The 20,183-nt window shown below is 63.3% G+C and carries 21 protein-coding genes; 5 read left to right on the forward strand and 16 right to left on the reverse strand.

What is annotated here, in order from left to right:
* Window positions 1-63: 63 nt before the first annotated feature.
* The 8 genes from MESCI2_RS0112070 to cpaB form a co-directional block, all read right to left on the reverse strand.
* Window positions 64-888 (reverse strand): hypothetical protein, encoded by an 825-nt coding sequence (locus MESCI2_RS0112070; RefSeq protein WP_081738699.1) that lies wholly within the window; start codon window positions 886-888, stop codon window positions 64-66.
* A 78-nt stretch (window positions 889-966) separates the two neighbouring features.
* Window positions 967-1,929, reverse strand: coding sequence for a type II secretion system F family protein (locus tag MESCI2_RS0112075; RefSeq protein ID WP_027036830.1), 963 nt, complete (start codon window positions 1,927-1,929; stop codon window positions 967-969).
* A gap of 1 nt (window position 1,930) precedes the next feature.
* Window positions 1,931-2,896 carry a type II secretion system F family protein gene (locus MESCI2_RS0112080; protein ID WP_027036831.1) on the reverse strand — a complete coding sequence of 322 codons (966 nt, stop codon included), beginning with the start codon at window positions 2,894-2,896 and terminating at the stop codon, window positions 1,931-1,933.
* Between the two features lie 4 nt (window positions 2,897-2,900).
* Window positions 2,901-4,322, reverse strand: coding sequence for a CpaF family protein (locus tag MESCI2_RS0112085; RefSeq protein ID WP_027036832.1), 1,422 nt, complete (start codon window positions 4,320-4,322; stop codon window positions 2,901-2,903).
* Window positions 4,319-5,533 carry an AAA family ATPase gene (locus MESCI2_RS0112090; RefSeq protein WP_027036833.1) on the reverse strand — a complete coding sequence of 405 codons (1,215 nt, stop codon included), beginning with the start codon at window positions 5,531-5,533 and terminating at the stop codon, window positions 4,319-4,321. The genes MESCI2_RS0112085 and MESCI2_RS0112090 overlap by 4 nt, the downstream gene beginning before the upstream one ends.
* 49 nt (window positions 5,534-5,582) lie before the next feature.
* Window positions 5,583-5,852 (reverse strand): hypothetical protein, encoded by a 270-nt coding sequence (locus tag MESCI2_RS0112095; RefSeq protein WP_027036834.1) that lies wholly within the window; start codon window positions 5,850-5,852, stop codon window positions 5,583-5,585.
* A gap of 4 nt (window positions 5,853-5,856) precedes the next feature.
* Window positions 5,857-7,305, reverse strand: coding sequence for a type II and III secretion system protein family protein (locus MESCI2_RS0112100; protein WP_081738700.1), 1,449 nt, complete (start codon window positions 7,303-7,305; stop codon window positions 5,857-5,859).
* A gap of 30 nt (window positions 7,306-7,335) precedes the next feature.
* Window positions 7,336-8,262: a Flp pilus assembly protein CpaB gene (cpaB, locus tag MESCI2_RS0112105; protein ID WP_245270307.1), complete on the reverse strand. Its 927-nt coding sequence runs from the start codon at window positions 8,260-8,262 to the stop codon at window positions 7,336-7,338.
* A 238-nt stretch (window positions 8,263-8,500) separates the two neighbouring features.
* On the opposite strand from cpaB, the gene parE reads away from it, so the two are divergent.
* A complete protein-coding gene (parE, locus tag MESCI2_RS0112110; protein ID WP_027036837.1) occupies window positions 8,501-10,558 on the forward strand; it encodes a DNA topoisomerase IV subunit B in 2,058 nt (685 codons plus the stop codon).
* 45 nt (window positions 10,559-10,603) lie between these two features.
* A complete protein-coding gene (locus MESCI2_RS0112115; protein ID WP_027036838.1) occupies window positions 10,604-12,670 on the forward strand; it encodes an FUSC family protein in 2,067 nt (688 codons plus the stop codon).
* Window positions 12,671-12,677: 7 nt separating this feature from the next.
* Here the strand turns inward: MESCI2_RS0112115 and MESCI2_RS0112120 are convergent, their stop codons facing one another.
* From MESCI2_RS0112120 to MESCI2_RS0112130, 3 genes are all read right to left on the reverse strand, one after another.
* Window positions 12,678-13,166 (reverse strand): HEPN domain-containing protein, encoded by a 489-nt coding sequence (locus tag MESCI2_RS0112120; protein ID WP_027036839.1) that lies wholly within the window; start codon window positions 13,164-13,166, stop codon window positions 12,678-12,680.
* Entirely contained in the window at window positions 13,129-13,467 is a 339-nt protein-coding gene (locus MESCI2_RS01000000134625) for a nucleotidyltransferase family protein (protein WP_050596545.1), read from the reverse strand. Before MESCI2_RS01000000134625 ends, MESCI2_RS0112120 begins: the two co-directional genes overlap by 38 nt.
* A gap of 77 nt (window positions 13,468-13,544) precedes the next feature.
* The gene (locus MESCI2_RS0112130) at window positions 13,545-14,669 is read right to left on the reverse strand and encodes a DUF2336 domain-containing protein (RefSeq protein WP_027036840.1); all 1,125 of its coding nucleotides are present in this window, start codon (window positions 14,667-14,669) and stop codon (window positions 13,545-13,547) included.
* A 151-nt stretch (window positions 14,670-14,820) separates the two neighbouring features.
* Here MESCI2_RS0112130 and MESCI2_RS0112135 point away from each other — a divergent pair, with 151 nt between their 5' ends.
* Both MESCI2_RS0112135 and MESCI2_RS0112140 read left to right on the forward strand, forming a co-directional pair.
* Window positions 14,821-15,273, forward strand: coding sequence for a MaoC family dehydratase (locus MESCI2_RS0112135; RefSeq protein ID WP_023810497.1), 453 nt, complete (start codon window positions 14,821-14,823; stop codon window positions 15,271-15,273).
* A 3-nt stretch (window positions 15,274-15,276) separates the two neighbouring features.
* Window positions 15,277-16,158 (forward strand): HpcH/HpaI aldolase/citrate lyase family protein, encoded by an 882-nt coding sequence (locus MESCI2_RS0112140; RefSeq protein WP_027036841.1) that lies wholly within the window; start codon window positions 15,277-15,279, stop codon window positions 16,156-16,158.
* Here MESCI2_RS0112140 and MESCI2_RS0112145 read toward each other — a convergent pair.
* Together MESCI2_RS0112145 and MESCI2_RS0112150 are read right to left on the reverse strand one after the other, a co-directional pair.
* Window positions 16,155-16,763 (reverse strand): flavin reductase family protein, encoded by a 609-nt coding sequence (locus MESCI2_RS0112145; RefSeq protein WP_027036842.1) that lies wholly within the window; start codon window positions 16,761-16,763, stop codon window positions 16,155-16,157. The genes MESCI2_RS0112140 and MESCI2_RS0112145 overlap by 4 nt on opposite strands.
* Entirely contained in the window at window positions 16,764-17,348 is a 585-nt protein-coding gene (locus MESCI2_RS0112150; protein ID WP_027036843.1) for a nitroreductase family protein, read from the reverse strand.
* 157 nt (window positions 17,349-17,505) lie between these two features.
* Here MESCI2_RS0112150 and MESCI2_RS0112155 point away from each other — a divergent pair, with 157 nt between their 5' ends.
* Window positions 17,506-18,468 carry a hypothetical protein gene (locus tag MESCI2_RS0112155; protein WP_027036844.1) on the forward strand — a complete coding sequence of 321 codons (963 nt, stop codon included), beginning with the start codon at window positions 17,506-17,508 and terminating at the stop codon, window positions 18,466-18,468.
* A 21-nt stretch (window positions 18,469-18,489) separates the two neighbouring features.
* Here MESCI2_RS0112155 and MESCI2_RS0112160 read toward each other — a convergent pair whose 3' ends face one another.
* From MESCI2_RS0112160 to MESCI2_RS0112170, 3 genes are all read right to left on the reverse strand, one after another.
* On the reverse strand, window positions 18,490-18,804 hold the full coding sequence (locus MESCI2_RS0112160) for a type II toxin-antitoxin system RelE/ParE family toxin (RefSeq protein WP_027036845.1): 315 nt from the start codon (window positions 18,802-18,804) through the stop codon (window positions 18,490-18,492).
* The gene (locus MESCI2_RS0112165) at window positions 18,794-19,069 is read right to left on the reverse strand and encodes a type II toxin-antitoxin system ParD family antitoxin (protein ID WP_027036846.1); all 276 of its coding nucleotides are present in this window, start codon (window positions 19,067-19,069) and stop codon (window positions 18,794-18,796) included. Before MESCI2_RS0112165 ends, MESCI2_RS0112160 begins: the two co-directional genes overlap by 11 nt.
* A gap of 101 nt (window positions 19,070-19,170) precedes the next feature.
* On the reverse strand, window positions 19,171-20,109 hold the full coding sequence (locus MESCI2_RS0112170; protein ID WP_027036847.1) for a lysophospholipid acyltransferase family protein: 939 nt from the start codon (window positions 20,107-20,109) through the stop codon (window positions 19,171-19,173).
* Window positions 20,110-20,183 lie beyond the last annotated feature (74 nt).

A 20,183-nucleotide genomic window follows, 5' to 3' on the forward strand; every position in this document is an offset into this window, starting at 1 on the left:
GCTTCGGGCACACCAGCCATTAACCACCAGGCCACGCTGCTTCAGCCGCAGCCAGCGGCGTCCTCACGGCTCCAGGGCTTTGAGCCCCGCAGGAGCCGTATACCGGCTGCCATCATAGCGCAGCCGGTAGGTTTGGCTCACGGACTTGCCGGGATGGGACTGGCACTCGCCATCCTCGTCGGGCAACGGATTGTCGGTATCCATTCGCTCGACCGCCGTTATGTCGTGGTAGCCATGATGTTTGGCCGGGCTCATCGCCAGGCTAACCCGACTGGTATGGAAGGATCCGGCGCAATTGGTATCGCCCTCGCCGCCATTGCCGGCCACGACCAGGCCATCGAGCACCATCCTCAGGGAATCGCCATCGACGGCATAGAGCCGCAGGTCGGTTTCACTGAAGGGATTAGGCAGCGAATTGTTCGCCATTTCGATGCGCAGGCCAAAGGCAGTAACATCGGGCGCCAGCGCATAGCGGCCTGTATCAAGTTCGACCTTGCGGATGGCGATGGCATCATCATTCATCAGCCCGGGCTGGAGCAAACGCTGGCGAACCTGCCGGCTCTTCCTGTCGACAATCAAAAGCTCGATATCGCCGGCATGCGCGTAGTCGCTGGGTTGGGACCCGTCCATCAGCGGCACTGCGACCAACAGCAGGTCGTCATGGGCGGGCCAGATCTTGCAAACCAGCCCCGGCGGATCGCCATACGCGAATGTCAGCGCGATGCTGGTGTGGGGTTCGAGCGTGAACGAGGTGCCGTCGGCGCTCTTTCGAGCTTTGGGATAGGCCTGCTGCACCAAGGCGGCGGCATCGCCGCAATCGTCGGCCACGGCCCAGGCGGGCGACAGGCTGGCCGCGGCAAGGCCGAGCAAGAGAGTGCGCAGCAGCATGGACTTCTCACCTGCAAAGCCGGGTTCGGTCAGAACAATGGTTGTCAGCCCCTTGCTAGGGCTTTTGTGAAGCGCTCGCTAGTGCGCCGTCATTTTGACGATGACTGGAATGGCCGCGATCATCAGCACCACCGGCAGGATGCACACAACAACCGGCACCGACATCTTGGCCGGCAAAGCGTGCGCCTTTTCCTCGGCCAACGACATACGCTTATGGCGCATGTCGTCGGAAAAGACACGCAGCGCCCCCGACAGGCTGGTGCCGAGTTCCTTGGACTGCTGCAGCAATGTGGCGAAGGAACGCACCTCGTCCAGGCTGAGGCGGTCGGCGAGCGCCTTCAGCGCATCGTCAAGGCTGCGCCCGGCCCTCAGCTCCAGCGACACCAGCTGCAGGTTCTGGCTGAGCGCGGGATAGGTCTTGGCGAGTTCTTTGGAGACGCGCTCTATGCCCGCCTCCATGCTCATGCCGGCATCCGAGCAGACAATCATCAGGTCCATGAAATCGGGAAAGCCGTTGCGGTACTCACGCCTGCGTTCCCGCACTTTCTGGCTCAGCACCAGGCCGGGCAGGAAATAGCCGGCCGCTCCCGACAGGATGACGAAGGTCCAGCGGCTGGCCATCGTCGCGTCCGGGCTGGCCATCCAGCGGTTGAGCACAAACACACCGATTGCCGTGCCGATCATCGCGGTGAACCGGATCAGGAAAAACGTGCCGACAGCGCGCGGCTCCATGTAGCCCGCCTGGATAAGCTTCATGCGCAGCCGGGCGACATTTTCCGGATCGCTCCTGGCGTAGAATTCCTGCGCCCGCTTCACCGCCTTCTCGCGCACGACGCCGGTATTCTTCTTTTGCACCAGCTCCGGTTTGGCGGCCACGGGACCGTTGTCGACCCTGAGCCGGCGCATGACCTCGTTGCGATCGCCCTTCGCCGTGACAACAGGCCAGGCAACAGCGGCAGCACCCACCGCCAGCAGCAGGATGGCCACCGGCATCAATGAGGTCGGCGCAAGCGAGGCGAGGAATTCGATGAAGTCCTGCATGTCAGAACTTGAAATTCGACATCTTGAACATCATCAGGTTGCCCAGCATCAGCCAAGTGATCGACCCGCCAAGCAGATACCAGGTCTTTGGCTCGCCCCAGACGTCGCTGTAGAACCCCGGCATCAGTGCCATGATGGCGGCAAACAGCAACGCCGGCACCGCCGTCAGTATGTAGGCCGACATCCGGCCTTCTGTCGCAATGGCGCGCACCTTGCGGCGCAGCTTGCCGCGCTCGCGGATCGTCGTCGCCAAGCCATCGAGTATCTCGCGCAGATTGCCGCCCGAACTGGTCTGGATCGAGACGGCGGTGACGAACAGCGGCAGGTCTTCCTGGCCGACCCGGTCGAACAGCGAGTTCAACGCCGAAACCAGATCGGAGCCATAGGTCACTTCGTCGGCGATGACGCCGAACTCGCTGCCGATCGGGTCGGGCATCTCGCGCGCCACCATGGCGATCGCCACCGGCACAGGGTGGCCGGCCTTCAGGCCACGCGTGATCAGTTCAAGCGCCTCCGGCAATTGCATGCCGAACCGCTTCAGCCGGCGCTTGCGCTTGAAACGCAAAGTCAGCACCGGCAATAGCGGCATGAGCACCACAAACAGGACGAACCCCATCAGCAGCGGAAAGCCGTACCAGATGGCGACCAAGGCCATCGCCATCGCCACGCCGCAGGTGATCGTCAGGAATTTCGACAGCGGCATGATCATACCCGACTGGGTTCGCAGAGCCCGAAACCGGTCCGCCGAAAACAGCGGCGTGCCCGCGTCAAGTCCGCGCTCCTTGCGCAGTTGGACGAGCACCTGCTCCTGGCTGATCTTGTTTTCCTGCAGCTTCATGCGCCGATTGATGGCGGTGCGCTTGTCGCTGCGGCCGGCATAAAGCAGATAGCAGGCCTCGGCGATCAGAATGCCGGTCAGCGCGGCCGCGGCATAGACGACATAGATCGCGCTCATTCCATCGAACACCTGGCTACTCCTGCGGCCGACCGGGTTCGAAATATCGTCCGGGAAACTCGATGCCCATGGCGCGCAGATCCTCAAGGAAGCGCGGCCGGATGCCGGTCGCCTCGTAGTGGCCGAGAATCTTGCCGTCGGCCTCCATGCCGGTACGCACGAAGCGGAATATCTCCTGCATCTGGATGACATCGCCTTCCATGCCGGTCACCTCGGCGACACTGGTCACCTTGCGCTTGCCGTCGGACAGGCGCGTCAGCTGGACGATCAGGTCGAGCGCGCTGGCGATCTGGCTGCGGATCGACTGCACCGTCATCGGCATGCCGGTCATGCCAAGCATCTGCTCGAGCCGCGAAATGGCGTCGCGAGGCGTGTTGGCATGGATGGTCGCCATCGACCCTTCGTGGCCGGTGTTCATTGCCTGCAGCATGTCGAAGGCCTCCTCGCCGCGGCACTCGCCGAGGATGACGCGGTCGGGGCGCATGCGCAGTGCGTTCTTGACCAGGTCGCGCTGCTTCAGCTCGCCATGGCCTTCGATGTTGGCCGGCCGCGTTTCCATGCGTGCGACATGCGGCTGCTGCAGCTGGAGCTCGGCCGCGTCCTCGATGGTGATCAGCCGCTCGTCTTCCGGAATGAAAGCCGACAGCGCATTGAGCATGGTCGTCTTGCCGGTGCCGGTACCGCCCGAAATGATCGTCGTCTTGCGGGCATGCACGGCCGCCGCCAGCACTTCGGCCATGTTCTGGGTGATGGCGCCGAATTCGACCAGTTTGTGCAGGCCGAGCTTGTTCTTGGAGAACTTGCGGATCGACACCAGCGGCCCATCGACCGCAACCGGGCGGATGGCCGCGTTGAAGCGCGAGCCGTCCAGCATGCGGGCATCGACCATCGGCTGGGATTCGTCTACGCGGCGACCGACCGCGGCGACGATCTTGTTGACGATGCGCAGGAGATGCGCCTCGTCCTTGAACGGAATGTGGACCGGCTGCAGCTTGCCCTTCTTTTCGACAAAGCAGTTCATGTGGCCGTTGATCAGTATGTCGTTGATGTCGGGGTCCTTGAGCAGCGGCTCGAGCGGACCGAGACCGACCATCTCGTCGACGATGTCGTCGACCAGCGCGTCAAGCTCGACGGTGTTGATCGCCATCCGCTCCTGCTTGGTCTTTTCCGACACGAAATCATGCACTTGCCGGCGCATCTCGTCCTTTGGCAAACGCTCCAGCGCGACGAGATTGATCTCTTCGAGCAGCAGCCGGTGGATACGCACGCGCGCATCGAGCACCTTGTTGGCATTTTTTGCCGGCGCTGTGTCCGGCTTTGCCGGCAAAGCCTTTCGGCTGGTCGGAATGACGACGGCATGATGGGCGACCGGCGTCGTCTCAGGCGCGCGCTGCGGACGCGCGTCGCGGTTCTGCAGGGTGGAGAAGCGGCTGGTCATCCGGCTTTCCTCTTCAGCAATCCACGGCCCATGCCAAACAGCGAGCGCGATTTCGCCCGTGTTGGGGCCGCCTCCTCCGGCAGGATGATCTTCTTCAGATCGTTGATGACATTGGCATTGGGATCGATCTCGTGCAGCGGCACGCCGCGATCGACCGCCTCGCGCACCAGCCGGTAGTTGTTGGCGATGCCGCCGACGAAATGCTCGCCGAGAATTTCCTGGACGTCCGCCTGCTTGATGCCGTTATCGAACATCTTTTGTTCGAAACGGTTGACGATGACGTTGGGCTTCACTTCCTTGCCGGCGGTCTCGTAGACCGCCTGGATCAGCCGCTGCGTGTGGCGCAGGCACGGGACCGTCATTTCCGCGACGATGTAGAGCTTGTTGGAACCGAGCAGCACGGTTTCCGTCCATGGGAACCAGGTGCGTGGCATGTCGATGACGACATTGTCGAAATAGGCCGAAACGAGGTCCAGCATACGCACGACGACATCGGTCTTGAACGAGCGCATCTCTGCTGGATGCGCCGGTGCCGCCAGCACGCACAGTCCGCTGGCATGCTTGGACAGCATCACGTCGAGCAGTTGGCGGTCGAGACGCTCGGGCTGGTTCTCGATCTCGGTAATGTCGAAACGCGGTTCGAGGTCGAGATATTCGGCACAGGCGCCCTGCTGGAAGTTGAGATCGACGACGCAGGTCGAGGCGCCGCGCGTCACCGAGTGATGCAGCTGGAAAGCGGTCTGCAGCGCCAGCGTCGTGGTGCCGACGCCGCCCGCCGCAGGCATGAAGGTGTAGATCTGCGACTCGGTGTTTTCCTCGCGCCCGGGTCCTTGCAGTGCCCGCACAACGGAGCGCACCAGATCGGCGGTGGTGATCGGCTTGACCAGGAAATCCGCGACCTTGAGCTGCACGAGAATACGCACCGCGGCCGCGTTGAACTCCTGGGTGACGACGACGACAGGAACCTTGTCCTCCAGCCGGCGCATGATGCGCTGCAGCGACTCGACCTCCTCCAGCCTTGCCGCATCCATGTCGACGATGATGGCGCCGAAGTCGGCTTCCTGGATCTCGCCGCGCAACTCGGTAACGTTCTTCTCCACTGTCGAGAGCTGTATGATCTCGGAGGCGGAAAACGCGGTGCGCGTGTCCTGCGCAAACGTCCTGTCGGTCGATACGAGCAGGATCTTCCTGGTCTTGATGCCGTTTGCCATTCTGTCAGCCTGTCAGGTCGATCGACCGTTGGATCAGTTGCCCGTGGGATCAATTGGTCGTGCTGGACTGCGACGACTTGGCACCGGCCGCCTGATCGGGTGTGACGGCCGCGGCACTGCCTCGTTGGGCCGGCACGAGGAGCCTGGTGTTCTGGACCCCGTATTTCCAGGGATCGACCATCTGCATGACGGTGTTGGCGGCCTGCGCATTTCCGGCACCGGCCGTCGGCCCTTCGCTGCGCACATAGTCGTCGCTGGTGCAGCCGGCGGCAAAGCCGGCCAGCAGCAAGGCGACGCTCGATCCAAAGACCAGACGCATGGTTTCAATCCTTCGGCAGGTCGAGGAAATGCCCAGCCGAAGCGGCCGCTGCAGGTTGAGTGACGCGGCCGTCTGCCAGCGCCAAGGTGCGACCGGCATCGGAATCCTTCACTTCCTCGGTGTTGTTGAGAAAATAGTCGGCGTTGCTGGCCGGCTGCGTGCCATCGGTTGGCTCGACGAGCTTCTTCGACGGATCGACCGGCTTGACCAGATAGGGCGTTACGATGATGACGAGGTCGGTCTCGCGCCGCTGATAGGATTTCGACGAGAACAGCGCCCCAAGCACCGGCATCTTGCCGAGGCCCGGAATGCGCGACGTGGTGATGTCGTTTTGCGACTGCAGCAGTCCAGCGATCATGAAGCTCTGGCCGTTCTTCAGGTCGACCGACGTCCTCGCACGGCGCACGATGAAGCCGGGAACCGAGATGGAGCCGATATTGTAGGAGGCCGAAGCGTCGATCGAGGAGACTTCCGGCGCGATATCAAGGCTGACCAGCCCGTCTTTCAGAACCGTCGGCGTGAAATCCAGGCTGACGCCGTATTTCTTGTAGCTGACAGAGATCTTGCCGTTGTCCTCGGAGACCGGGATCGGGAACTCGCCGCCGGCGAGGAAGCTCGCCGTCTGGCCGGACCGGGCGATCAGGTTCGGCTCGGCCAGTCGCCGCGCCAAGCCGCGCTCTTCCAACGCCTTGATGGCGATATCGATGGATACGCCGTTCGACAGGAGCCGACCGATGATCTCGCCCGTGCCGGCCGTCGGCACTGTACCCGGATCAAGCGAGACGTCGCGGCCGCCAAGGCCATAGGCGAAATTGGCGGCGTATTTGGCGCCCAGATCCTGACCCGCCTGGCGGTTGATCTCGACAAAGCGGACATTGAGCTGGACCTGCTGCGACGATGAGATGTTGACCGAGTTGATGACCTCCTCGGCACCGGAAAAGCGCGTTGCGATCTTGTTTGCCTTTTCGGCGGCGACCGCGTCATCCGCCTCGCCCGACAGCACGACCCGGCCATTGGCCGATCCGACCTTGATCCTGGCATCTGGCACGCTGGCGCGAATGGTGCTGGCCAGTTGGTCTGTGTCGAGCGTCACCTCGATGTCGACGGTGCCGACGAGCTGCTTTTTCTCATCGAACAGCGCAATGCCGGTGGTGCCGAGATTGTTGCCGAGCACATAGAAGGATTTGTCGGTCAGCGGATTGACGTTGGCGATCTCCGGATCGCCGATGACGATCTGGTAGAAGGCGGCACTGGTGATGATCGTCTTCGGCTTGCCCTTGGCAACCTTGATCGACGCATTCTTGGTTGACGACACATAGACGATGTCGTTGTCGGCTCTCGCCGCCGAGGCGCCGAAGGCCAGCATCGCCGCAGCAGCCAGCGAAGACGCGACAGCCACGGCACGCAAAACGCGCAACCGCGTCATGATCCGATATGTGAACAGCCCGAACATTGTCCCGTCCCTCACCCAGTCCCCACTGGCTTATTTCTGGTCCCGCGAAGGAACCTGGTATTCCTCGGCCGTTGTGCCGCGCGTTACGATGACCGTCTTGAACTTCGGTTTCTCCGGCTCCTTGGTGACGGCGTCGAACACCGAGCCGGCCGCGGCCTGCACATCGGAGGCGACCGATCCGCCGAAGGAGGAGATGGTGGTGACGCCGTTCTTGCCGTCACCGCCTTCGCTGGCGGACCGAAGCGACAGGGACAAGGTGCCGACGGTGCGGGCCAGCGCCACTTTCTGCGCGCCGTCTGTCGTCACCTCGATGGTCACCGAATTGGAAATCTGCGGCGTCGTCTGGCGCTCGTCGGCGCCCTGCCCGACGCTCAGCACCTTGGCATCGGCGACGACGATCTCGGAGGTGATGGTCGAACCGGCGGCCCCTTGCGCATTCTTGGCCACTTCCTGAATTTCGCCGGCATCGCGCGTCAGCACCACGTCGACGCGGTCACCGGGCGTGACGAAGCCGCCGACACCGGCGATCTCGTCGGTTCGGATGGTGACCGCCCGCATTCCGGGCGTCATCATGTTGGAGAGTGTCGCGCGGCCGTTCGGGCCGGACAGCTTGGTCAGCAGCACCGGTTCGTTGACCTCCATCGGCGACAGCACCACGCGAGTGCCGTCGGCGAGCAACGCATTGATGGTGGTGAAGGCGCCCTGCGGCACGGACTCTTGCGACCACGGGATTTCGCTGAGCTGCGCGCGGTCGAGCTCCATGCCGTAGCGCAATGGGGCATTCGCCACCACGATGGTCTTGAACTCGACCTTCGGCACAACAGGTGCCGGGATCGACGACGTCTTCTCTTCGGAATCGGCCTTGGCCTGGCTTTTGACCCAGAAATCCGCGGCAAAGATCGAGATCGCCCCGAAAACGGCGGCGATGCCGATCATCGATATGGCCTTGCCCCTCACGCCGTAAACCCCTGATGCCAGCAGTTTCTTGTTTTGTTGGGTTCACGCTAGGCGGCATTGTTAAAGAATCAGGAATCCCGGGCGTTGGTATCGGATCTATTTCCGCCGGCTTGGTTATCGAATGGTTTTGGGGTAAGAGGGGCCAGATCCCCGAACGGAACAGGAACCTCGGTCGCTTGGCGCTGAAAAGCGTGGCAGTATCGTGAGGTGATTCGCAGCACCGGAACCTATGGCAGGCATGGACGACAACAACGATCTCTTCGGCAATATGGACAAGCAGCCGCAGCCGGTGCGTACCCCTGCGCGCCCGGCCGATCCACTGGTGGTGCAAGCCACCAAGCGTCCTGCCTCGACCAAGGACGGCAGCGAGGGCTATAGCGCCGCCGACATCGAGGTGCTGGAAGGGCTGGAGCCGGTGCGCCGCCGGCCAGGCATGTATATCGGCGGCACCGACGACAAGGCGATGCACCATCTGTTCGCCGAGGTCATCGACAATTCGATGGACGAAGCGGTGGCCGGCCATGCCACCTTCATCGATGTCGAGCTCTCGGCCGACGGCTATCTCGCCGTGACCGACAATGGCCGCGGCATCCCGATCGATCCGCACCCGAAGTTCAAGAAGCCGGCGCTTGAAGTGATCATGACGACGCTGCATTCGGGCGGCAAGTTCGACTCCAAGGTTTATGAGACATCAGGCGGCCTGCATGGCGTCGGTGTGTCCGTGGTCAACGCGCTGTCGGACCATCTCGAGGTTGAGGTCGCGCGGGGACGGCAACTCTATCGGCAAAAATTCTCGCGCGGCGTTCCCGTGACCGGCCTGGAACAGTTGGGCGAGGTCCACAACCGGCGCGGCACAAAGATCCGCTTCCACCCCGACGAGCAGATTTTCGGCAAGGGCGCGGCGTTCGAACCGGCGCGGCTCTACCGCATGACGCGCTCGAAAGCCTATCTGTTCGGCGGCGTCGAGATCCGCTGGACCTGCGATCCGTCGCTGATCAAGGAAAAAGACCAGACACCGGCCAAGGCTGAATTCCATTTTCCCGGGGGCCTGAAGGATTATCTCAAGGCATCGCTCGGCGACGACTTCCAGGTGACTCGCGAGATTTTCGCCGGCAAGAGCGAGAAACAAGGCGGCCATGGCTCGCTCGAATGGGCGGTGACCTGGTTCGGCGGCGACGGCTTCATCAATTCCTACTGCAACACCATCCCGACCGGCGAAGGCGGCACCCACGAGGCCGGCTTCCGCAACGTGCTGACGCGGGGCCTGCGCGCCTATGCCGATCTCGTCGGCAACAAGCGCGCCTCGATCGTCACCTCCGAAGACGTGATGATCTCGGCGGCGGGCATGCTGTCGGTGTTCATCCGCGAGCCGGAATTCGTCGGCCAGACCAAGGACAGGCTGGCGACGATCGAGGCAATTCGAATTGTCGAGACCGCGATCCGCGATCCGTTCGACCATTGGCTGGCCGACAATCCGCAGGAAGCGTCGAAGCTGCTCGAATGGGTGATCGCGCGCGCCGACGAGCGGGTGCGCCGGCGCCAGGAAAAGGAAGTGTCGCGCAAGAGCGCGGTGCGCAAATTGCGGCTGCCGGGCAAGCTTGCCGACTGCACACAGAATGCCGCGGCCGGTGCCGAACTCTTCATCGTCGAAGGTGACTCGGCCGGCGGCTCTGCCAAGCAGGCGCGCGACCGCGCCAGCCAGGCGGTGCTGCCATTGCGCGGCAAGATCCTCAACGTCGCCAGCGCCGGCAACGACAAGCTGGCGGCCAACCAACAGATTTCGGACCTGATCCAGGCGCTCGGCTGCGGTACGCGTTCGAAGTACCGCGATGAAGATCTGCGCTACGACCGCGTGATCATCATGACCGACGCAGACGTCGACGGCGCCCACATCGCCTCGCTGCTGATCACCTTCTTCTACCAGGAGATGCCGGCGCTGGTGCGCGGCGGCCACCTTTACCTCGCCGTGCCGCCGCTTTACTCGATCAGGCAAGGCGGCAAGGTCGCCTATGCCCGCGACGACGCGCACAAGGATGAGCTCCTGCGCACCGAATTCACCGGGCGCGGCAAGGTGGAACTGGGCCGCTTCAAGGGCCTGGGCGAGATGATGGCCGCCCAGCTCAAGGAAACCACCATGGACCCGAGGAAGCGCACGCTGCTCAGGGTCGATGTGAACGAAATCGATTCAGCCACCAAGGACAGGGTCGATGAACTGATGGGCACCAAGCCGGAAGCCCGTTTCCGCTTCATCCAGGAACGCGCCGAATTCGCCGCGGCGGAAGTGCTGGATATCTAGCCGCCAGCCGGTCCATAACAAGGCTCCAGTTGCGGAGACGAGCATGTGACCTGGGCGCGGCTGAAAGGTTACTTCGAGACGAGTTTAGCCGGATTGACGCAACCGACGCGCTCCGACTGGATCTTTGCCTTGCGCACCGTTTCAGCCGGCCTGATCGCGTTGCTGGCCGCCTATGCGCTGAAGCTCGACCATCCGCAATGGGCCATGATGACGGTGTTCATCGTCGCCCAGCCGGTTGCCGGCATGGTGCTGGCGAAGGGCTTCTACCGGTTGCTCGGCACGCTGGTCGGCGGTATCGCCGCGATCGGCATCACCACCACATTCGGCACCGGCCCCTGGGTGCTGGTGACTGTGCTTGCTGTCTGGATCGGCATCTGCACCTTCGTCTCGTCGCTGCTGCGCAATCCGGAAGCCTATGGCGCCGCGCTTGCCGGCTACACCGCAATGATCATCGGCCTGCCTGCCTTCGGACAGCCACACCTCGTCGTCGACCTCGCGGTCGCGCGCTGCGCCGAGATCGTGCTCGGTATTGTCTGCGCCGGCCTGACCAGCCGGCTGATCCTGCCGAAACTGGCCAGCGACGCCATCATCTCGCGCCTGAAACGCTGCATCCTCGATCTTGCCACCTATGCCGGCGGTGCGTTCTCCGGCGGCGACCCCGCAACGCTGTCCGCGCTGCACCGAAAGCTGGTCACCGATACCCAGACGCTTGGCGAAATGCGCGCCTATGCCAGGCTCGAGGCGCCGAGTTTCGCGCCGCGCGCCCATCCGGTCCGGCGCACCATCGGACAACTGCTCTCCGCGCTCTCTGCGGCACGCGCGCTGCATTCGCATGCCGCTCCGAAGAACGCCGCACTCATTCCGGTGCGTTCGGAGTTGCAGGCCCTTGTCGGTGAACTGGCCGCGAAGCCCGGTGCGCTGGATGACACCGCGCCTTGGGTGGCGCGGCTCGACGCCATCTCGGCCAAGGCCCGGCAAATGCCCGATGCCTCGACCGACCAGGGCGACGACAGGGTCGGCACCATCACCCGCCTGACCATTGCCGCCGATTTCGCCGATGCGCTCAAGCAGGTGCTGCGCGGCCTCGACGCCCTGCGCGCGCCTGCCACGCGCCCGGCCAGGGGCAGCAGGCAGCCTGCGCTGGTGGTGCATCGCGATTACGCCGGCGCATCGCGCAACGCCGTTCGCGCTGCCCTTGCCACGCTGCTGGTCGCGGCCTTCTGGTTGACAACGAAATGGTCGGAAGCGGCCGGCACGGTCATTCTCGTTGCTGTCGTATCGAGCCTGTTTGCTGCTCGCCCCGACCCTGTGCAGGTCGCCTGGGGTTTCTTCAAGGGAACGCTTCTGGCGCTGCCGTTTGCCTTTCTCGTCGGCCAGATCGCATTGCCTGCGCTGCCCGGTTTCGGCTGGTTCATGCTGTTTGTCGTGCCCATCCTTGTACCGACGGCGCTGGCCATGGCCAATCCACGCTATGTCGGCGTGGCGACGGCCTTCGCCATCAACTTCCTCGCCTTCCTGAGCCCGCACCAGGCGATGACCTACGATCCCGGGCCCTTCTTCGCCGGTTCGGCGTCGATCCTGGTCGGCATCCTGCTGGCGATCGGTGTCTTCATCGTCGTGCTGCCAGCCGATCCATGGCTCGCGGCCAACCGCATCGTGCGCGCCATGCGCGAGGATCTGGCGCGGCTTTGCCTGCATGAGCGGGTGCCGAGGCGGTCGGCCTTCGAGAGCCTCGCCTACGACCGCATCAACCAGTTGATGCCGCTGGTGCAGAATGCCGGTCAGAAAGGCGATGCGGTTCTGGGCGGCGGCGTCGCCGCCGTTACCGTCGGCCTGGAGGTCCTTCGGCTGCGCGATGCGAGCCAAAGCCATGCCATCCCATCCGAGACCGCGCTTTCGATCGCCAATTTCCTGAGGGGGCTGGCGCGCGAACTGCTCTTCCGCGCCCCCGGCGATCCGCAGACATCGACCGTCACCGTCGCCCGGCAATATGCGGCGAGCATTGCCCAACGAAACGGTACCGGCGAATTGCTGCAGATCGCGGCATCGTTGCGCATCATCGCCGCCGCGATGGAGGACTTTCCGGATTTTTTCGCCGACAACAGGCCTTAGGCAAATATTATTGCTGACTGTACCCGCGCATAGGAGTCACTACCTGAGCTGGCTTTGATTCATCGCCAAGATCGACCTTGAAGTGCCCCGCAGCCCGCAAGATAAGGTCCGAGATGTCGTCTATGGCTTTCTGAAGCTTTGCCTTTTCAGGTGCGCGAGGTATCTGGCCAGAAGGCAACGTATACCTGAAGGTAGTTGCATACGCCTCCAACCAAACGAGCGACTTCAACGCCGCTTTCTCAGCGTGATTGTCCGGGAATCGCCTTACAATCTTGTCGAGCTGGTGCGCATCGTGACGTTCGATGTGAATAGCCTCCGAGGTCGCAAGCGCCCGGATGATCTGCTCAATCGCCTGCTGGCTGAGATAGGCGGAATTGCGGGACCCTGATGCAGCCAGAACATGTGCGTCCCTGATGCACCCGTTCGCCAACCGAAGCGCACTGGCGATGGTCCACTGATCAGACATCCAATCGACGCCCGTTGCGAGCGACGTCATAAGCGATCGTATTTCGCGCATCCCAACTTGCAGCCAAAGCACTCGATGTGGTGGACAGGATTGTCGCGGGGATTCCGATTTCGTGCTGAATCTCCCAACCGATGAGCGGATCCAGCAGTTCCGGCCCAGCACTATCCGGCAAGGCAACGAGAATATCCCAGTCACTGTCAGGCCGATTGTCGCCCCTGGCTCGGCTACCGAATAGCCATATGGAATCGGGGTTCAGGCGAATCCTGATTTCATCGATCAGCGGCCTGATCTCGGCCGGCACGGTGAGACGCTTTGAGGATGGATCGCGCATGCTTGGAACATAATACCGATTCTTGGCGTCGACAACGCAATGGCTTTGGGTCCATCCAGCCCTTCAAAGGAGACCAACTAGGCCGCCGCTATCGCCAGCGCGTGGCCGCGCGCGTTTTCGCGCAGCGCGTCGAGATGGATCGACTTGACCAAGGCGGCGAGATCGCCCTCAGCGGATTGACCGCCCACTTCCTTGAGCATCAGCCAGCTGACCTCTTGCACACCGGCGACGCGCTTGCCGTTGGCGACCTCGCGCCAGATCTTCAGCGCACGCAGGATGATGGCGTGCGTGGCGCCGGCGAGCCCGGCGCTGCGGAACAGCGCCTGCAAGGCAACGTCGTGCCCGCCGGCCAGCAGCGCCCTTACCCGTTGTTCGGACTGCTGGCTGAGCGCGACCAGCGCCGAGCCGAAGAAATCGACCTTGCCATGCGCGATCGTGCGGATGAGGAAGCTCGCGGTGAGGTCGCCACGCAGCCTGAGATGCTCGATCAGGGCCGCATGTTCTTCCTGGCGCGTGCCTTCGATCAGCGTCACCGAAGCCTTGACGCAGGCGTCGCGCATGACGCGATCGGCTCGCGCCGCGCCCATCATCGCCATCACCAGTGGCGACGTTTTCAACATTTCGCCAAGCTTGACGAGCAGCATATGCCGACAGTCGGCCGGCAGCCTGATATCCGATATCAGCGCCTCGCGCACCAGCGGCAGGTGCCCGTGCCGTTCGGCCATGCGGCGGAAGCTGAGCGAGGCGATGTCGGCGCCGCGGTTGGCGAGCAGCACGGCGCAGGCGTCCGCCTCGCCGATCTCGGCGATGGCCGCCGACAGCGCCATCGAGACGAGTGGCCGGTCGGCGATCAATTTCTGTGTCGCCTTCGGACTTGAGGCCACGCGGTTGATCAGGTCGGCGTCGGTGAGCAGCGGCGAGCGCGCCAGCACCACGCCGGCGACTTCCGGCTGATCGGAGGCCAGCACGCTGATGATCTGCATTGGCGCGTGGTGGCTCATGGACAGCGCCTCGGCCATCGCCAGCCGCACCTTCGATGAGGCATCGTCGAGCAACAGCGTCAGCGCCGCCTCGGCGGCGCAGCGATCCTCGAAAGGCAATTCGGAATTGATGTAGGCCCGGGCCAGAGCGCTCGCCGCCGCCGCACGCTCCGACACCTTGGCCGTGTAGATCCATTTCAGGAAATGCGAAACAACAACCATGCCCGCCTGCTTACGCCCCTTGCCAGAAGCTTCCGGCCCCACTGACGACCGTAGGCAGAATTGGTTTACGAACCGTTCACCATGTTCATTAACTGGCTTGCGAGGCTGATTTGCAGCGCCTATCAACCGTCAAGCACCTGAGGAGAAAGAAATGGCCGGGCTTTATCTCGAAGAGTTCGTTGTCGGCCATGTCTTCCAGCACACGCTGCGCAAGACCGTTACCGAAAGCGACAACATGCTGTTTTCGGTGATGACGCTGAACCCGCAGCCGCTGCACATCGACTTCGATTTCGCCGCCAAGAGCGAATGGGGCAAGCCGTTGGTCAACTCGCTGTTCACGCTCGGCCTGATGATCGGCATTTCGGTCAATGACATCACAGTCGGCACCACGGTGGCCAATCTCGGCATGAAGGAGACCGTGTTTCCGCATCCGGTCTTCCATGGCGACACAATCCGGGTCGAGACCACGGTTATCTCGGTGCGCGAGTCCAGGTCGAAACCCGATCGCGGCATCGTCGAATTCGAGCATCGCGCCTACAACCAGCATGGCGATCTCGTCGCCAAATGCACCAGGCAAGCGATGATGCTGAAGAAGGCGATCTGACGCATGCGTTCGCTGCTGTTCGTCCCGGGTGACTCCGAGAGGAAGCTGGAAAAGGGTTTTGGTGCCGGCGCCGACGTGGTCATCGTCGACCTCGAAGATTCCGTGGCGCCGCACAACAAGGCGCTGGCGCGCGAGGTGGCGGCGCGCTTCATCCTGGAACGCAGGGCGCAAACCAGTTCAGCCATCTATGTCAGGGTCAATGACCTCACGACCGGGCTGACGGATGACGATCTGGCGGCGTTGGTGCCGGCACGACCCGACGGCATCATGCTGCCCAAAGCGAACAGCGGCCAGGATGTACAGCATCTGTCGGCAAAGCTCAGGGTGCGCGAGGCCGAAAATGATCTGGCCGACGGCGCGATCAAGATCCTGCCGATCATCACCGAAACGCCGGCAGGCGTGCTGGCAGCGGCGACCTATGCCGGGACAAGCGCGCGGCTTGCCGGCCTCACCTGGGGCGCTGAAGACCTGTCGGCGGTGATCGGCGCGCGCACGGCGCGCGACGATCGCGGCCGTTACACGGACGTGTTCCGTCACGCTCGCACCATGACCATACTTGCCGCCGGTGCGGCGGAGGTCGAGGCGATCGACACCGTCTTCCCGAATTTTCGCGACATGGCGGCCTTCGAAGCGGAATGCACCGAGGCCGAGCGCGACGGCTTCACCGGCAAGATGGCGATCCACCCCGATCAGGTGCCGGTCATCAACGCCGCCTTCACGCCGTCGGTCGACGCCGTGAGACAATCGGCGGCAATCGTTGCCGCGTTCGCGGCAGCGGGAAATCCCGGCGTCGTCGGCATCGACGGCAAGATGTTCGACCGACCGCATCTGCGGCTGGCCGATCGGCTTCTGGCGCGGGCAAAGGCGGCGGGAGTTTTGGGTTAGTCCTTGTCCCAGCGCGGCCGGCGCATCGAAAACACCTCGTCGACGCTGGCATAATCCATATAGCCGAGACGGGCGACATTGCCGGCCTTGATGATGTCGAACAGGCCGTCCGTCAGGAAGGCGTCGTCGATATGCACGCCGACCACTTCACCGGCGACGACGACGGCACTTGTCGGCGATCCGTCCAGCGCCTTTGGCCGAAAGACCTCCGTCACCCGGCATTCGAGCGCGGCCGGCGCTGCCGCCACGCGCGGTGGCGCCACCAGACGCGACGGCGCCATGGCAAGATCGGCATAGACGAACTCATTGACGCCGCGCGGTGCGTTGACCGATGTGCGGTTCATCTTTTCCGCGAGATCGCGGCTGACGAGATTGGCGACGAACTCGCCGGTTTCCTGGGCGAAGGAGGCGCTGTCCTTCTCGCCTTCGGAGGAGAACCAGACGATGAAAGGCCGCGTCGAAACGGCATTGAAGAAGGAGTATGGCGCGAGGTTGATCTCACCAGCCCCGTTCAGTGTCGAAATCCAGCCGATCGGACGCGGCGCCACGATCGCCTTCGAAGGGTCGTGCGGCAGGCCGTGGCCCTTTGAAGGCTCGTAGAACATTCAGCCGACCCACGGCCCCGAATAGTCGCCGTAAAGCTTTGCCGGATCGGGCCGGGGCCGCTCCGGCGCCGGGCCGGCATAGGAGCCGATATGGATGAAGCCGATGACCCGCTCCTGCGGCGCCAGCCCCAGCAGCGCCCTGCCCTCCGGCACATCCGAATACCAGTTGCTGATCATGTTGGTACCATAACCCAGCGCGTTGGCTGATATCATCAGGTTCATCGCCGCCATGCCGCCCGACAGGAACATTTCCCATTGCGGGATCTTTGGGTTCTCCCTGGGGATGGACACGACGCCGATCACCAGCGGGGCGCGCGAGAACCGCGCCAGTTCCTGGTTGCGGCGGCCTTCCGGCAAGGGACCTTCCCGCTGCTCGGCAAGCGCTGCCAGTTGCCTGCCGATCTCGACGCGGGCTTCGCCACGGTAGAGGATGAAGCGCCAGGGCTCCAGGCGGCCATGGTCGGGCACCCGCGAGGCAGCAGTGATCATCGTCGCGATCTCCGCATCGCTCGGCGCCGGCTCCTTCAGATCGGGAATCGGTGCGGAGTTTCGGGCCAGCAGGAAATCGATGATTGGCGACGCCATGGGCGCAAGTCTCCTAAACGGTCTGTTTTGAGCTGAAGCGCACCATCGGGAATTCGGGCGGCTCGGGCATTGGCGCGGGATACGCCGGACGGAAGAGTCGTATCGGTCGGACTCTTAAGCCTTGAAATTGCCACCGCCATGGGCTTCAACGCAAGGCATGTTTGAGGGGACTGTCCGTCTTTTCCTGATCTGGCTCGGCGCCCTGCTGTTGATGGCGCCGGTTTCGTTCGCCATGGCACAGAACGTCGACGGTGTCAGCGACCTGAAGCTTCCGGGAATTTCGAGCTACGCGACGCCGAAAGGCGAGACATCGCTGGCGCTGAGCGGCGGCGGCGCCATCACACTCTCGGCCCAGTTGACCGACAAGGGTTCCGACATCACGCGCGGCATCGTCTGGCGGGTTTTCAAGCCCGAAGCCGTCAACGGCAAATTGCCGATGGTCGCCTCCTCTCATGGCGGCACCGCCGTCTTCCAGCTCGAACCCGGCAGCTATCTGGTTCACGCCTCCTACGGCCGGGCTGGAGCCACCAAGCGCATCACTGTCGGCAAGGACGCCAAGCGCGAAAGTCTCGTGCTCGACGCCGGCGGCCTCAAGCTCGACGCCGTGCTCTCCGGCGGCGTGCGCATTCCGCCGAAGAAGCTGCGCTTTTCGATCTACGAGGGCACCGCCGAGGCCAATGGCGACCGCGCGCTGATCATTCCCGATGTCGAGCCCAACAGCGTCGTGCGGCTCAACGCCGGCATCTACCACGTCGTCTCGACCTATGGCGCGGTCAATGCGGTCATCCGCTCCGACATCCGCGTCGAGGCCGGCAAGCTGACCGAAGCGACCGTCGAGCACCACGCCGCCGAGATCACGATGAAGCTGGTGCGTGAGACCGGTGGCGAGGCAATCGCCGATACGTCCTGGTCGCTGCTCAATGAATCCGGCGATCCGATCAAGGAAACCGTCGGCGCCTTCGCCTCGATGGTGCTGGCCGAGGGCGACTACACCATCATCGCCAAGAACCGCGACCGCATCTATCAGAAGGATTTTACGGTCGTGGCCGGACAGAACCAGGAAATCGAGGTTCTGGCCACCGAGGCCGCGGCGATGGATCCTGAAGAAGGCGCGGATTAGTTCGCAATTCCACCAGAAGAATCAGGTGTCTGCGTCACCCTCTGAACCGGCCGGATAATCCCGTCCGCCGTAGAGCACACGCAGGATGACCACAGTGTCACCGTCGACCCGGAAAACGATCGACACGCGGCGTTCAAAACCGACAATGCGGACGCCAGGGCCAACGGTGTCGCGCACAGTCCCGCGCTCCGGGAAAGGGGACAGCGCCATGCACGCGGCCTCTATGCGGTCGACATAGTCGCCGGCACGCCGACTCCCGCTGTCGTTTTCGATGTAGTCGTAGATGGCGAAGAGGTCGGCTTGAGCCGCCGGCCTGAAGACGATCTTATGTGTCACGCTTGGAGGCCTTCATGCGGTCCGCATGATGGGCTCGCAGCGCTTTGAAGACGTCTTCTGCCGGGATGTCCGGACGCGGGTCGTCAAGAGCTTCCTGGACCTTGGCGCGCATGATCGCGCTGATGGTCTGCTCCTCCCGGTCGAGGGCGCGCAGCGCAGCGCGCATGACCTCGCTGGCGGAGTCGTAGGCGCCCGACGCCAGGCGTGCGTCGACGCTGGCCTGCTGGCGGCCAAGGGTCACGGTGATCGGTTTGCTGGTTCTCATGGCAAGTCCTTTCTTGCCTCTTTATAGCACGAGACGTTACAGTGTCATACTATTCCAATGACGGCCGAGGCCGCCCCTTGTGGGCCGGACGTTTGGCTGCCTCAAGCCGCCAGTTTGGTCCGCGCCGGCAAGAACGGGATTCGGCGGCGTGGCAAAGCTGGCGCCAGGTCGAACACGCCGCGATAGAGGCGGTCGAGCAAGGCCTTGCGGTCGCGCAATGGCTCCAGCTCATTCCAGCTCAGCACATCGCCGACGCGGACGTCGATCGCCTTGCCGGACAGCCGCGCGAATTCATGGATGAGCAGCGACGTACGCAGCGTCAGCGAGGCCTTGCCGACGAATTTCGCCACCCGGCCGTCGCGCTCGGCCATGTTCATCGGCCCGCTGACCAGATGGAACAGCCTGCCGTTCTGCCCGGAAAAATGCATCGGAATGACCGACGCCCTGGCGTCCTGGACGAGACGGGCCGGAAACATCTTCCAAGGCAGATCGCGCGCCCGGCCAAAACCTTTTGGCGCGGTGGCTACACCGCCGGCCGGAAACACCACGATGGTGACGCCCTCCTTCAACAGCCGCACCGCCTCATGGCGCACGGCCATGTTGTTCTTCAGCGCGTCCTTGGTCTCGGAAAAGTCGATCGGCAGCGAATAGGGCTCCATCTCGCGGATTTTGAGCAGATCCTTGTGGATCATCACCCGGAACGGTCGTCCGAGCTGCTCGGCCAGCGACAGCACGGCGATGCCGTCGCCGATGCCGAACGGATGATTGGCGACGATCACCAGCGGCGCGTCAGGCAATTGCGCGGGCGGCCATTGATCCGATGTCCGCACGCGGACATCGATCAGATCGAGCATACGGCTAAACACGCGTTCGCCTGTCGGCACGACCTGGCGGCGCCAGAAATCATAAAGTGCTGTGTAGCGGTCGCGGCCCGACAGGCCTTCGACCGAATGAATGAACCAGCGCGCCAGCGCCGGCTGGCGCGGATTGGCATAGGAAAGCTCGGGAAAGGGTCGTTCGCGCGATTTCAGCTTGAGCATAGGGGCTCGCTACAAGGTCGGCGTGACAGGGATATGAAAATGGCGGTGGATCGCTCCACCGCCATTCGGTCGAA

This window comes from Mesorhizobium ciceri WSM4083 (assembly GCF_000519305.1).
GTDB lineage: Bacteria > Pseudomonadota > Alphaproteobacteria > Rhizobiales > Rhizobiaceae > Mesorhizobium > Mesorhizobium ciceri_B.

What these genes read in the sequence shown, in the direction of transcription:
- MESCI2_RS0112085 (WP_027036832.1), bottom strand. Translation starts at nt 4,322, where the DNA reads ATGACCAGCCGCTTCTCCACCCTGCAGAACCGCGACGCGCGTCCGCAG.
- parE (WP_027036837.1), top strand. Translation starts at nt 8,501, where the DNA reads ATGGACGACAACAACGATCTCTTCGGCAATATGGACAAGCAGCCGCAG.
- MESCI2_RS0112150 (WP_027036843.1), bottom strand. Translation starts at nt 17,348, where the DNA reads ATGGCGTCGCCAATCATCGATTTCCTGCTGGCCCGAAACTCCGCACCG.
- MESCI2_RS0112155 (WP_027036844.1), top strand. Translation starts at nt 17,506, where the DNA reads ATGTTTGAGGGGACTGTCCGTCTTTTCCTGATCTGGCTCGGCGCCCTG.
- MESCI2_RS01000000134625 (WP_050596545.1), bottom strand. Translation starts at nt 13,467, where the DNA reads ATGCGCGATCCATCCTCAAAGCGTCTCACCGTGCCGGCCGAGATCAGG.
- MESCI2_RS0112120 (WP_027036839.1), bottom strand. Translation starts at nt 13,166, where the DNA reads ATGACGTCGCTCGCAACGGGCGTCGATTGGATGTCTGATCAGTGGACC.
- MESCI2_RS0112130 (WP_027036840.1), bottom strand. Translation starts at nt 14,669, where the DNA reads ATGGTTGTTGTTTCGCATTTCCTGAAATGGATCTACACGGCCAAGGTG.
- MESCI2_RS0112135 (WP_023810497.1), top strand. Translation starts at nt 14,821, where the DNA reads ATGGCCGGGCTTTATCTCGAAGAGTTCGTTGTCGGCCATGTCTTCCAG.
- MESCI2_RS0112140 (WP_027036841.1), top strand. Translation starts at nt 15,277, where the DNA reads ATGCGTTCGCTGCTGTTCGTCCCGGGTGACTCCGAGAGGAAGCTGGAA.
- MESCI2_RS0112070 (WP_081738699.1), bottom strand. Translation starts at nt 888, where the DNA reads ATGCTGCTGCGCACTCTCTTGCTCGGCCTTGCCGCGGCCAGCCTGTCG.
- MESCI2_RS0112100 (WP_081738700.1), bottom strand. Translation starts at nt 7,305, where the DNA reads ATGTTCGGGCTGTTCACATATCGGATCATGACGCGGTTGCGCGTTTTG.
- MESCI2_RS0112090 (WP_027036833.1), bottom strand. Translation starts at nt 5,533, where the DNA reads ATGGCAAACGGCATCAAGACCAGGAAGATCCTGCTCGTATCGACCGAC.
- MESCI2_RS0112165 (WP_027036846.1), bottom strand. Translation starts at nt 19,069, where the DNA reads ATGAGAACCAGCAAACCGATCACCGTGACCCTTGGCCGCCAGCAGGCC.
- MESCI2_RS0112170 (WP_027036847.1), bottom strand. Translation starts at nt 20,109, where the DNA reads ATGCTCAAGCTGAAATCGCGCGAACGACCCTTTCCCGAGCTTTCCTAT.
- MESCI2_RS0112075 (WP_027036830.1), bottom strand. Translation starts at nt 1,929, where the DNA reads ATGCAGGACTTCATCGAATTCCTCGCCTCGCTTGCGCCGACCTCATTG.
- MESCI2_RS0112145 (WP_027036842.1), bottom strand. Translation starts at nt 16,763, where the DNA reads ATGTTCTACGAGCCTTCAAAGGGCCACGGCCTGCCGCACGACCCTTCG.
- MESCI2_RS0112095 (WP_027036834.1), bottom strand. Translation starts at nt 5,852, where the DNA reads ATGCGTCTGGTCTTTGGATCGAGCGTCGCCTTGCTGCTGGCCGGCTTT.